The following is a 12,766-nucleotide window of genomic DNA, read 5'->3' on the forward strand; positions in this document are numbered from 1 at the left end:
GCCGGAACACGCCTCATGTCCCATTGCGAACGGGCTCCCATGGGACCGTCCAAACGATCGGCGGCCCGCGCCGAGCCCGGATGTCCAGCGGCAGTTCCGCGATACCCGGATGGCCTCTACACCGAGTCCGCCTGCGGATTCACGAGTCTCACGGCGCCTCCGGTCGGGCAGGAAAAATCGCCGGAGCCCCGCCCCACAACTATCTTCAGCTATCTTCCGCCCGGCCAGAAGGGCCCATTGAGCCATTGTCCCGGCGCGAGAAATCGTCTGTCGGACCCTCCGCCCGCCCTGTTTGCCTGGGACACCACAGGTCAGAGCGGTCCACCGTCCTCCGGAACCGTTCTCACGCATGGCCTGATCCATTTGTGTACCCCGAACAACGCGAGAGGAGTACCCGTTCAGTCATGAAGATCACGATTGATACCCGGATCGAGAGCTACGCCGATGCCGCGGGACGGCTCCACGCCGCCTACACGGAACCGGCCCCCTCTCTCCCAGCGGCCCCGGGCGCGATTCCGGAGCCGTCCCCGCAGTCGGCGCTGCTCGACCGCATCGACGCGTTCATCGATCAGCACCTCAGAGATCCCCTGCTGACTCCCCGGCGCATCGCGGTCCATCACCACATCTCCGTGCGCTGGCTCTATTCGCTGTTCGACGGCCGGGGTCTGAGCGTCACGGCGTCCATACGCCACCGCCGTCTCGAACGCTGCCGGGACGATCTCGTCCACACCTCACTGCCCATCCATCTGGTCGCGGCGCGCTGGTGCTTCTCCAGCCCCAGCACCTTCAGCAAGGCGTTCCGCGAGAAGTACGGTGTCTCCCCGCGCGCGTACCGGCAGCGGCGCGGGCGGGGCGCGGACGGTGCCGTACCCGGTACGGCGGTCGCCGCCGCGGCGTTCCGCGTCTCCGCGCCCATCGTCTGACGGTCCTGCGGGAAGCTGGAACTCCGCGGGACACGGTGCGCACTTCCGTCACAGAGCCCACTACAGAGATCGCCAAGAACTCTGCACACGGGGAACACTCTCGCCCCTTTCGCCTTCCTAGACTGCCGACTTGAAAGATTCCGGAAGGGGACCGGCACGCCGCCGGACCCCATGGACATATCACCGAATGGGATTGGGTGGTTCATTCATGTTCAAGAATCTGGGTCGCACCGCGGGTATCACTCTGGCGACGACGGCGGCCGCTCTCTGAATAGGTTCTGTCCTGGCCGCTCCGGCTCAGGCGGCGCCGACCGCGTCCGCCTTTATCCACCAGCAGTCGGGCAGGTGTCTCGACGGCAGTGTCTCGCAGGGCATACGCCTCAACACCTGTAACACCGGCGCCTACCAGAGCTGGACCCAGGTGGGGAATGCCCTGCGGCACAGCCAGTCGGGCATGTGCCTGGACGGCAGCATTTCCGCCGGAGTGCGTCTCAACACCTGCAACCAGTCCGTCCACCAGAACTGGCTGTGACCATCCGCGGGCCGGTCCTCTCCGCGCCCGCGCCCGATTTCCGCTGATCGCCGCGCCGCCTCCGCACCACGCGGGGGCGGCGCGGCTCACTCCGCCGCGAGGGCGTCACCGTGCTGGACGACCTCGCCGAAGGCCGACCGGCCCGGTCCTGGGTTTGCCAGGCCGTCGAAGGCCAAGTGCAGGGTCGATGACCTGCTCCCGGCTCGGCTCCTCCAGCGCCAGCGGCTGCTCCTGGCCTTGCTCCTCCTCGGCCGCCGACTCCGGCACGGCCCGGAGTAGTGGCGAACAGCCGGAAGTATCCGGAGAAACCAGGTTTTTGGTCCTTCAAACAATGATGAACGCAGAAGCATCCGATCAGATGACAAGAGGGTCATTTTCTTCCGGCTGGCGGATCAGTCCTGGCTAGCGTCCTGGAGGTAGACGGGCACCGGGCCGGTGAGGCCCTGTGTTCCCCGTCCCGTTGAAGGGTGCTGTCATGACCGAGACGATCCAGCAGAGCCTGAGCGTCAAAGCCGCCAGGACACTGACCACCACGACCAAGACCATTCCGCAGCTCGCGTCGATCACGCCACGCTGGCTGCTGCGCCTGCTGCCCTGGACCGATCTGGAGTCCGGATTCCTGCGGGTGAACCGATGTCTGAGCTTTGTGCTCGGCGACGGCCGCATCGACACCTACTTCACCGGCGAACAGGCCCGTGTCATCCCCGAGGAACTGAGGGAACTGCCCTTCCTGCGCGGGGTGGAGGAAGAACGGCTGGCCGGAATCGCGGACCTGTTCGTCCAGGAGACCGCCGAGCCGGGCCAGGTCCTGCTGTCCCCCGGCACCCGGCCCGACCGGCTCTGGATCATCGCCCACGGCAAGGCCGAGAAGCGGGCCAGCGGCCCTTACGGCCAGGACGCCGTTCTCGCACTGCTCACCGCCGGGGACCACTTCGACGCCGGCGCGTGGCTGCGCGGCACCGAAGTCCCCTACGGCGTCACCGCCCTGACCTCCTGCGTCCTGCTCGGCATCGAGCGGGACCGCCTTCTCGACCTCGCCGGACAGGATGCGGAGCTGTTACGGGCGGTCGAGGAGTTCCGGGCCGCGCCGAGCACCGACGGCGGCGGGGCGCCGAGCGAGGTCGCCGCCGGGCACCAGGGGGAACCCCCGCTGCCACAGACCTTTGTCGACTACGAGGAGAACCCCCGGGAGTACGAGATCCAGATCGCCCAGACGATCCTGCGGGTCCACTCCCGGGTCAGCGATGTCTTCAACTCCCCCATGGACCAGTTGGAGCAGCAGCTCCGGCTGACGGCGGAGTCCGTCCGGGAGCGGCAGGAGTACGAGATCCTCAACAACCCCGGCTTCGGGCTGCTCCACAACGTGCCGCCGGGGCAGCGGGTCACCACCCGCTCCGGGCCGCCAGGACCGGACGATCTGGACGAACTGCTCACCCGGGTGTGGAAGAAGCCCGCCTTCTTCCTCGCCCATCCCCGGGCGATCGCTGCCTTCGGCCGTGAGTGCACCCGCCGGGGTGTGCCGCCGGTCATCCTGGAGGCGTTCGGCAGTTCCTTCCTCACCTGGCGCGGGGTGCCGCTCTTCCCCACGGACAAGATCCCGCTGGAGGGCGAGCACGGCGAGCGGACCCGCATCCTGCTGCTGCGCGTCGGCGAGGAGGAACAGGGGGTCATCGGGCTGCGGCCGGCGAAGCTGCCCCATCAGAAGGAGCCGGGGCTGTCCGTCACTCCGATGGGCACCGACGGCAAGGGCATCGCCTCCCACTTGGTCACCGCCTACTTCTCCACGGCGGTCCTGGTCGACGATGCCCTCGCCGTTCTGGATGATGTCGAGGTCGGCGTCTACCATGATCTTCGCTGACTCCGCCCCCGCCCCGGTGCCGGTGGCGGGCACCGGGCGGTACTGGCTCCGCCCGGCGGATGCCCGTTCTCGCTGGTCACCGCCCCGGCGACCGCCGGTCACGGCGGAGCGGTCCGCACCGGGGTTCTCTCCCGAGGCCGTCCGGGCGGACTTCCCGATCCTGGCGCACCAGGCCGGCGGGGAGCGGCTGATCTGGCTGGACAACGCGGCCACCACACAGAAGTCACGTCAGGTCATCGACGCGATCAGCGGCTTCTACACGAGCCGCAACTCCAATGTGCACCGGGGCGCGCACCCCCTGGCGATCGCCGCGACCGAGGAGTACGAGGAGGCCAGGGCGGCCGTCGCCCGCTTCCTGGGCACTGCGGACCCCGCCGGGATCGTCTTCGTCCGGGGGGCGACGGAGGCCATCAACCTGGTCGCCCACAGCTGGGGCCGAAGCGCCCTGGGCCCGGGGGACGAGATCGTGCTGACCGCCCTGGAACACCATTCGAACATCGTCCCCTGGCAGGTGCTCGCCCAAGAGCGCGGCGCCGTCCTGCGGGTGGTGCCGCTCGACGCCCGGGGCGATCTCGACCAGGCCGCCTACCGGCGGCTGCTGGGGCCGCGGACCCGGCTCGTCGCCCTCACCCAGGTCTCCAATGTCCTCGGCACGGTGGTGCCGGTCGCCGGGATGGCCGACGAGGCACACCGGCACGGGGCGCTGACCCTGGTCGACGGCGCGCAGGCGGTCGGCCGGTTTCCTGTCGACGTCCAGCGTCTCGGCGCCGACTTCTACGTCCTGTCCGGGCACAAGATGTTCGGGCCCACCGGCATCGGCGCGCTGTACGCCAGGCCCGGGCTGCTCGACACCATGGCGCCCTGGCAGACCGGCGGCGGAATGATCGAGACCGTCTCCTTCGAGAACAGCACCTACGCCCCCGTTCCCCAGAGGTTCGAAGCGGGCACCGGACCCATCGCGGAAGCTGTCGGGCTGCGGGCGGCCATCGGCCATCTGCACTCCCTGGACCGCCACGCCGCAGCGGTCCACGAGGAGGAACTCACCCGGCACCTCGCCGAACGACTGGCCGCGCTCCCCGGCGTCCGTGTCGTGGGAAATCCTCGGCGCCGGGTGGGCGCCGTCCCGTTCCTCCTCGACGGAGTCCCGCCCGACGCCGTCGCCACCGCGCTCGGCCGGCGGGGGATCGCCGTCCGCTCCGGCCATCACTGCGCCCAGCCCGCACTGCGCCACTTCGGACTGGACAGCGTGGTCCGGCCCTCGCTCGCGCTCTACAACACCCACGCCGACATCGACTCCCTCGCCCTGGCGGTCGGCGCGCTCGGCCGGTCCGGGGCGCCGCCTCTGGCCCCGCCGGTCACGGCTGACAGCCCCGCGCCCGGCCGCTCCACCCCGCATCCCCTCCCGGAGGAGTTCGTATGACCATCACGACCACCTGGTACGAGCGTTCCACCGCCGCTCACCCCGACCCCGGTGCCGCGTACGACCGTCTCGCGGTACCGGCGATCTTCCATCCCTGGGCCGCCTTCCTCGTCGGCGCCATCGGCCCCCGCCCCGGTGGACGGGCCCTCGATGTCGCCTGCGGCCCGGGTACGCTGGTGCGCGTCCTCGCCGGTCAGCTCGGCGAGTCCGGCGCTGTCACCGGCACTGACATCAACCCGTCCATGCTGGACGCGGCGAACGCCAGGGCCGCCGTGGCCGGGGCCCCGCAGGACTACCACCTCAGCGGCGCTGCCCCGCTGGAGGGCATCGACGACGGCGCCTTCGACCTGATCACCTGCCAGCAGGGGTTCCAGTTCTTCCCCGACCGGCCCGCCGCCGCGGCGGAGTGGTACCGGGTCGGCAGGCCCGGCGCCACCCTCGCCGTCGCCTTCTGGTCCGCCATCGACCACAACCCCCTCTTCGACGCGCTCCACCACGCCGTGGCCACCGTCCTCGGGCCCGACCGGACCGGATGCTTCACCGAACCGTGCAGCCTCTCCCCCGAGGAGGCCGTACGGGCCGTCGAAGACGCTGGATTCACCGGAGTACGGCAGTATCGCGCCACCTTGTCCGTCACCTTCCCCGGCGGCACCGACGACCTGATGTGCCTCTACCGCATCTCCAGCCTCGCCGAGACGGTCGCCGCCCTGGACCCCGACGAGCACCTCGCCCTGGAGGCCACCATCCACGAGCGGCTCGCCCCGTATCAGGAGGGAACCGCCGTCACCCTCCCCACCAGCACCGAAATCCTCCTCGCCACCCGCTGATCCCGTCGGTCGACAGCCGCTGATCCGCCGACGGCTCTCCGAGGAGCCGACGACTCTCCGAGGATCAGCAGGCAGGTTCGCCGTCGGCACCCGGCCGGGTCGGCGGCGGCGAGCCGATGCCCTGCTGGGGGGAGGGCGGGCGGCAGCGGCGACGATGCGGGCGTGTGCGGAGGTGTGCTCAAGCAGGGAGGTCAGCCGGGCGACGGTGACGGGCGCTGTACGTGGGCGCCGATCGCGTCCTCGATGGACGATGACCGAGACGGGAGCCCCGCTGACCTGAGCCTCGCGACAGGGGCTCAGGTCAGCCTTTGAGCCACCTCGCCGAGACGCTGCGCCGAAACCTCCGGAGCGAGCACCGCCAACTACCGGCGCGCGGTGTCCCAGTCGTGCCACGCGCCGAGCACCCGAGGGGTCATCACGACTGCTGATCCGCAGCTTCCCATTGCCTCTTGCATTCCTGCCACCGAGGCAGGGGCGACGGCAACTCGCCCGCCTTCGCCCTCCGGGTCTCGACCTCCCCGGCGATGCGCCGACGCTGGAGTTCGGTGAGGGCTTCGTTCGTGATCGACTTCATTTCCGCCGGAGATTCACCCTCCCTCTCAACGGGCGGCCTCGCGCCAGCAGCACGGTCAGCCCGCCGTGTGGCCGGTTGCTGCCGGGCGTCCACCGTGCTGGAACCACTCCGGCGCCAGAATCGACATCACTGTCGCGTCCACCCGTTCGCCCTCCCAGAGCAGTGCGTCACGCAGTACGCCCTCGGCGACGAACCCCGCCTTCTCGTAGGCGCGGCGGGCTCGCGGGTTGAACGCGTAGACCTCCAGCGAGATGCGGTGCAGCCCCAGCTTCTCGAAGCCGTAGCCGACGGTCAGACGGGTCGCCTCCGTCCCCAGACCGGATCCATAAGTCCCGGGCACCAGACAGATGCGGAAGCTGCAGCTCTCGTTGCCCGGGTCCCACCCGTTGAGGACCGCCTCGCCGACGACGCTCCCCGTCGCCAGATCGACCACCGCCAGGTCCAGCCGGTCGTCCTGCTGCCGGCGGCTGTCGTACCAGGCGTGTATGCGCCCCTCATCGAGTGCCCCGTCGTCATGACTGCCGGTCAGCCGTGACGTCTCGGCGTCCATGAGCATGGGCATCAGCGCAGGCACGTCATCGGCCGTGACCGGCCGGAGCAGTACCTGCTCCCCGCCCAGCGACGGCTTGCTGAGGAAATCCGGGCGCGAAGCATCTCGAACATGATCAACCATGACCGCATTGTGCCCGACCGACCCACCCGACAGCCCCCCGATAAATGCCACAGACCCCTTGCGACCAGGGACACAGGGCCTCAAGGAGGAGCGGGTGTGGCTCGAACCCCACGACGAACCCGCCCAGCAGCTCCGCCGTCTCGTCCTGCACCTCGCCGAGGACGGTGGCCGACGCGCGGCGACGGCTGGACGGAAGGCGCGGCGGACGCCGGCGGAGATGGCTCCCGGCGACGTCCGCCAGCCCCTGTCCACGCTCACCTCCACCGGTCGTGGGGGTACCCGATGACCGCGACCGCGACCCGGATGACCGACGAGCAGCGCCGGAAGTTGCCGGAGCGGGTCCGTGAGGTCGGCAAGCGGTCCGTGAGCAGGCCGCGGTAAGCGCCCTGGCCCTGGCCAGGGCGCTCCGCGGGCCACACCACGTGCCGACTGCCTCCCTCGCGCCCGCACCCGCCTCAGGCACATATGCCTCGGGGCGGGCGCGGGGGTGCGGGGAGCCGGACAGACCGGAATCCACCCTCACCGGACGGGAGATCTGATGACGCTTGCTTTCACCCCCGCCAAGGCCCAGCTGCTCGCCGAGCAGACGCACGCCTACCACCACGAACACTCCCAGGGGGTGGCGGCGGACGGCCCGAACCGTGTCCGGTTCGTGTTCGGGCCGTTCACCGGGCAGGCAGCGGGGCCGTCCCGGCCCCGGGTCCGGCCCGCGAACGGTCTGCCGGACCCGGGTGGAGAGAGGTACGGACCGGCAGACGGGCTACCGGCTACCGGCTACCGGCTACCGGGCGAAGTACGCGTCGATCACCTTCACCGAGCCCTTGTTGCCCGCGGTGTCCTGGAAGGACGCCCGCAGCGAGACGCTCGCGCCCTTCGCGGGGGTCTTCACCGTGATCCGGCCGTCGGTGACCGTGGCCTTCCGCCAGCTCCTGCCACGGTCGGTGGAGAACTCGACGGTCAGCTTCCGGAGCTTCTGCCCGGCGGCTGCGCCGTCGACGGTGACCGGGAAGGTCAGGGACCTGCCCGCCGGGACGGTGCTGTCGAGCGCGGTGTCCGCGCCGAAACGGACGGTCGACAGGGGCAGCCGGTTCCAGGTGTCGCCCGTCGTCCGCGCGGAGCGGAAGGTGTAGCTCGCCTCGACGGAGCTGCTGGCACGGGCCACGTCCGGGGTGCGGGTGTCGAAGGTCTTCAGTGTGTATTCGGCCTTGGCGGCCGGGACCGTGAGGTTCTCGACGCTCCCCAGTGACTCGTTGTGCGAGGCGACCTTGGTCGAGCCGCGGTACAGCTCGATACGGCTGTCGGCCGCGAAGCGGCCGTCGTGGTTGTCGCCGTCGGCGAAGCTGGGGATGTCACCGGCGATCTCGTTGCCCCTGCGGTGGAGTCCCGGGCCGCCGCTGAGGGACGGGGAGGCGACGGCGGAACCGAAGTCCATCCGGTAGGTCCTGCCGGGACGGAAGTCCTTCCCCGCGCGGTCGGGCGTCCAGTGGCCGACATCGGAGCCGTAGAAGCCGCCCTCGTCCATCCAGGTGACCTGGTCGTACGCCAGGAACCAGTCGATCCTGCCCTGGGCGGCCAGGTGCACGGTGTGCCGGTACGGCAGCTTCTTCAGGTCCAGCGGGGTGAAGAAGCCCGCGAACCTCCCGCCGTCGAGGGAGTAGTAGGAACTCAGCTTGCCGAGGCGGTTCTTCGCCGAGCCGCCCATCCCCGCCCGGACCGTGGCGAAGTCACCCGCCTTGTACTGCTTGGTGTAGCCGGTGGAGAGCTTGCCGACCTTGCCGCCGGACGCGGTGCGGAACTCCTCGGTGTCGCCCTTCGCCGCGGTCGGCTTGGCCCAGGTGGTGTACCACTCCTCGCTCAGGGGGAGATCGGTGACCTTCGGGCCGATCTGTGCGGTGCGCAGGCCCTCCATGGTGCGGGCCAGATAGTTCCGCCGGGTGTGGAAGCCGCTGTCCGGCCGCCCGATCTCGGCGGTGGTGCCGATAAAGGTCGGCTTGGCCTTCGCGTCGCCGACACTGAACGTGACCGGCTTGGCGGCGCGCGCGTCCACGGTCAGCTCCATGGCACGGTCGACCGTCAGCCGGGGCTGCGTGAGGAGGTCGACGCCCTTGGCGGCGTCCCGGGGGTCGAGGGTGTTGGTGGCCTGGAGAGTGTAGGTGCCCTTGGGCGCGCGGATCACGGCGATGCCCGCGTCCCGGTCCTTCCAGGTCATCCCGTACCAGCCACGGCTGTACAGCTCGGTGGCGAAGTCGCGGCCCGGGGCACCGTCACGCCCGATATGACGGACGGTCACCTCATAGGACTCCACCTCCAGATCGACCGAGGCGGTGGTCCGTACGGTCTGCCCGCCGCCGGTCGCGGCGACGGAGGCGGTGTGGAGGCCGCTGCCGCCCTGGCGGGTGTCGGCGGTGAGGCCGACGGACGCGGTGCCGCCCGCCGGGACGATCACCTTCTCCGCGCCGAGGGTGAAGAGGCCGTCCGGGGCGGGACTGCCGTCGGAGCGGTGGGTACGGAGGGCCAGATCGAGGGTGATGTCCCCGGTACCGAGATTGCGGTACGTGATCTGCCGGGTCTCCACCTTGTTGTCGGAGTGCGGGTAGAGCTGGCGCTCGAAGGTGGTGGTGGGCCGGTCGGCGATCACGCTCTGCTCCAGCGCCGCGCCGACCGCGATCCGTCCGCTGCCCTGGAGGTGCGGAAGGGCGCCGACGTCCTGCGCCGAACCGCTCAGCACGGCCTTCAGCTCCTTCGCGCCCCACCCCGGGTTCTTCTGCTTGAGCAGGGCCGCGGCGCCCGCGGCGTGCGGGGCGGCCATCGAGGTGCCTTCGATGGTCAGATAGCCCTCGGGGCTCTCTCCCACCTGCTGCTCGATCACACTGCCCTTCACGGAGGCGGCGGTGATGCCCACTCCGGGGGCGGCGACATCGGGCTTGAGGGCGCCCGAGTCCCGTACCGGTCCGACGCCGGAGAAGTCCGCGGGCCGGTCCTGGTCGTCGGTGGCGCCGACGGTGAGGGCGTGCTCGGCGGAGCCCGGGGAGCCGATGCCCGCGGTGGCGCCGTTACCCGCGGCGATGGCGAAGAGGACGTTCCGTTCCTGGGACAGCCGGTTGACGACCTCTTCCAGGGGATCGATCCCGGGCTGGTCCTCCTTGCCGAGGCTGAGGTTGAGGATGTCCGCGTTCTGCGCCACGGCCCACTCCACCCCCGCGACGATCTCCGAGTCCAGTCCTTCGCCCTTGTCGTTGAGGACCTTGGCGCTGATCACCCGGGCGCCCGGGGCGACGCCCCGGTGCGCGGCGGACTTGACACCGCCGCCCGCCGCGATCGAGGCCACATGGGTGCCGTGGCCGTAGCGGTCCTTGGTGTCGGACGAGTCACTGAAGTTGCGGGCGGCGCTCACCCGGCCCCGGAGATCGGGGTGGGTGTCGTCCACCCCGGTGTCCAGTACGGCGATGGTGACGCCCGCACCGTCGAACCCGGCCTGCCACGCCTTCGGCGCGCCGATCTTGGCGGTGCTGGTGGAGAGCGTGGCGCGGTTGACGCCGTCGAGCCAGATCCGGCTGATGCCGGGGGCGGTGGTACGGGCGCCGTCCGCCCGCCCGGCGGTGAGCGACTCCCACAGGTCGTCGGCCCGGCCGCCGGGGACGGTGACGGCCTCCGCGTTCAGGGCCGTCAGCGTCCGCCGGACCTCGGTGCCGTCGGCGCGCACCCCGGCGCGGGCGCCCGCCGCGGCCCGGCCCTTGTCGTAGCCGACGATCAGGCGCAGCCCGGCGCGGTGGGCGGCGCGGTTGCGGGGCTCGGCGAGTTCGGTGACGTCGAACAGCCGCCGGTCGAGCCGGCCGCTGTCGAGGAGGGCGCGGACATCGGCCGGGACCACGATGGAGTGGCCCCGCTCGGTACGGATCTGGACGGGAATCCGCTCCCGGCCCTCGGCGGGCCGGAAACCGGTCACCTGGCCCCGCTGCTCACCTTCGGTGGCGACGCTGACCCGGTCGCCGGTGATGAGGGTCAGGGTGACGGACCGGGCCGGTTTCCGGGTCTTCCTCTTGTCCGGATTCTGCTGTGTGTGCTGGGTCTGCTGCGTCTGCTGGGTGGGGCCGTCGGCGGCGGACGGCTGGGCGGCGCTCGGCGTCGCGGAGGTCATTCCGGCGAGCAGAGCGACCGATATCGCCGCGGTGAGCGCGGCGATACCCAGGCCATGGGGTTTCGCAAGCAACTTTCCCCCTGGAAGGTCGTGGTCGGGGACGGCTGGTACCGCCGTCCTGCCCGCTGGAACCGGCTGGAGGGCCGCGCTGGTTGGCGCACTGTCCGTGAATGGCCGGAAACCGTTGCTGCGGCAGGGCCCGGCCGACGAAGGGGCGCAGGTCGGCCGCCGATGCCCGGGTCCGCACCCGGCTGATGGGATCACGCCAACCCGGTCGGGAGCGGCCCAGCGGAAGTACGGGCGCACGTGTCCTGATTCGTCCAGGGGACCGGCGCCGTGGACGGCACCAGGCCGCTTATCCGTCCGCCAGCTGCCCGTGGCGCTGGTAGGGCTTCTCGTCGGGGGTGGAGGTTGGTCCGGGCGCGCCACCGGGGGACGCCGAGGGTGAGGTTGTCACGCCCGGCTCGGACCGGGCGTCAGGGGTGTCCCGTCACCTGATACCCCGGCTGGCCGCCGCGGCCACGGTCCCGTGCGAGTGGGCGTGAACGACGGAAGCGGCGGCCCGACAGCATCGGCGCACCTGCCCCGCCACACCTCGGGCCGAGGTGTGGCGGGGCAGGTGTTTGCCAAGAACGTCCGCGTCCGTCAGCGGCACAGTGCCTTGTCCACGACCGCCACCGCCCGCGCGGTCGTCGCGCCGTCCGGGATGGTGGTGACCGTGACGTTCACCGCGCGGCCGTCCGCGGTGACACCGCCGAGCGTGCTGAAGCCGGGGATGCCGCCGCCGTGGCCCCAGTAGTGGCCGCCGCAGCTCAGCGGGGTGCTCTGGACGCCCAGGCCGTAGCGGGCGCCGGTCGGGGCCTCGGGGTCGACCGGGACCGTGTCACGCATCTCGGCGAGCTGGGCCGGAGCGAGGAGGCGGCCGGAGAAGAGCGCACTGTAGAAACGGTTGAGGTCACTGTTGGTGGAGACCATGGCGCCCGCCGCCCAGCCCCAGGAGGGGTCCATCTTGGTGAAGTCACGCCAGGGGCCGTCGGTGGCGAGCTTCTGATAGCCGTGCGGGTGCTTGCCCCGGATCGACATGTCGCCGGGCGCCGGGAGATAGGTGTGGCGCAGCCCGACGCGGTCGGCGATCCGCTTCTCGATCTCCTCGCCCAGCGGGCGGCCCGTCACCTTCTGCACGAGCAGTCCGGCGACGACGTAGTTGGTGTTGCTGTACGACCACTTCGCCCCGGGAGCGAAGTCGGCCGGGCGGTCGAGGGCGCGGTCGAGCAGTTCGCGGGGCTCGTAGTAGCGGTGCGGATCGGCGAGCGCCGCCTGCTTGTCCAGGTACTCGGGGAGTCCGCTGGTGTGCTGGAGGAGCTGGCGGACCGTGATCTTCCGGCCGTCGATGCCCTCACCGCGCAGCAGCCCGGGAAGGTAGGTGTCCACCGGCTCGTCAAGGGCGACCTTGCCCTCGCCGACCAGTTGCAGCACGACCGTCGCCGTGAACGCCTTGGTGTTGCTGCCGATCCGGATCGAGCCGTCGCGGGGCACCTTGGCACCGGTCGCCAGGTTGCCGACGCCTGAGGTGTAGTGCCGTACCTTGCCGTCGGCCTGTACGACCCCGGCCAGGGCGCCGGGCGCACCGCCGGCGCGGACCAGGGTGTCCAGCTCCCGCTGTACGGGGTCGGGGGTGCGGGCGGTGGTCCCCGCGGAGGCCGCGGGGGCGGTGGCGAGGCCCGCGGTGAGGGCGGCGAGCGCGGTCAGCGTGGCCGCTCGGAAGGCGGCGCGGGGGGATACGGACATGAGTTGCTCCCTTGTGTCGGGTCGGCCCCGGCC

The 12,766-nt window shown here is 71.0% G+C and carries 9 protein-coding genes; 6 read left to right on the top strand and 3 right to left on the bottom strand.

Annotated features, from left to right (window positions below; all coding sequences use genetic code 11):
* Positions 1 to 404: 404 nt before the first annotated feature.
* The 5 genes from CRV15_RS28230 to CRV15_RS28250 all read left to right on the top strand — a co-directional run bounded on the left by CRV15_RS28230 (position 405) and on the right by CRV15_RS28250 (position 5,560).
* Positions 405 to 923: a helix-turn-helix domain-containing protein gene (locus tag CRV15_RS28230; RefSeq protein ID WP_003962890.1), complete on the top strand. Its 519-nt coding sequence runs from the start codon at positions 405 to 407 to the stop codon at positions 921 to 923.
* Positions 924 to 1,248: 325 nt separating this feature from the next.
* Positions 1,249 to 1,455 carry an RICIN domain-containing protein gene (locus CRV15_RS36960; RefSeq protein WP_078504804.1) on the top strand — a complete coding sequence of 69 codons (207 nt, stop codon included), beginning with the start codon at positions 1,249 to 1,251 and terminating at the stop codon, positions 1,453 to 1,455.
* A 475-nt stretch (positions 1,456 to 1,930) separates the two neighbouring features.
* Positions 1,931 to 3,313, top strand: coding sequence for a family 2B encapsulin nanocompartment shell protein (locus CRV15_RS28240; RefSeq protein WP_009998833.1), 1,383 nt, complete (start codon positions 1,931 to 1,933; stop codon positions 3,311 to 3,313).
* Positions 3,300 to 4,733: a cysteine desulfurase gene (locus CRV15_RS28245; RefSeq protein WP_003955970.1), complete on the top strand. Its 1,434-nt coding sequence runs from the start codon at positions 3,300 to 3,302 to the stop codon at positions 4,731 to 4,733. Before CRV15_RS28240 ends, CRV15_RS28245 begins: the two co-directional genes overlap by 14 nt.
* Complete coding sequence (locus CRV15_RS28250) at positions 4,730 to 5,560, top strand: class I SAM-dependent methyltransferase (RefSeq protein ID WP_003955969.1); 831 nt, start codon at positions 4,730 to 4,732, stop codon at positions 5,558 to 5,560. Before CRV15_RS28245 ends, CRV15_RS28250 begins: the two co-directional genes overlap by 4 nt.
* Positions 5,561 to 6,189: 629 nt before the next feature.
* Here CRV15_RS28250 and CRV15_RS28255 read toward each other — a convergent pair.
* Complete coding sequence (locus CRV15_RS28255; RefSeq protein ID WP_003955966.1) at positions 6,190 to 6,807, bottom strand: GNAT family N-acetyltransferase; 618 nt, start codon at positions 6,805 to 6,807, stop codon at positions 6,190 to 6,192.
* Positions 6,808 to 6,901: 94 nt separating this feature from the next.
* On the opposite strand from CRV15_RS28255, the gene CRV15_RS28260 reads away from it, so the two are divergent.
* Positions 6,902 to 7,093, top strand: coding sequence for a hypothetical protein (locus tag CRV15_RS28260; protein WP_009998835.1), 192 nt, complete (start codon positions 6,902 to 6,904; stop codon positions 7,091 to 7,093).
* Between the two features lie 495 nt (positions 7,094 to 7,588).
* Here the strand turns inward: CRV15_RS28260 and CRV15_RS28265 are convergent, their stop codons facing one another.
* Both CRV15_RS28265 and CRV15_RS28270 read right to left on the bottom strand, forming a co-directional pair.
* Complete coding sequence (locus CRV15_RS28265; protein ID WP_009998838.1) at positions 7,589 to 11,017, bottom strand: S8 family peptidase; 3,429 nt, start codon at positions 11,015 to 11,017, stop codon at positions 7,589 to 7,591.
* 573 nt (positions 11,018 to 11,590) lie between these two features.
* Complete coding sequence (locus CRV15_RS28270) at positions 11,591 to 12,733, bottom strand: serine hydrolase domain-containing protein (protein ID WP_003962898.1); 1,143 nt, start codon at positions 12,731 to 12,733, stop codon at positions 11,591 to 11,593.
* Positions 12,734 to 12,766: the final 33 nt, after the last annotated feature.

Origin of the sequence: Streptomyces clavuligerus, assembly GCF_005519465.1 — a bacterium.
GTDB classification, from domain to species: domain Bacteria; phylum Actinomycetota; class Actinomycetes; order Streptomycetales; family Streptomycetaceae; genus Streptomyces; species Streptomyces clavuligerus.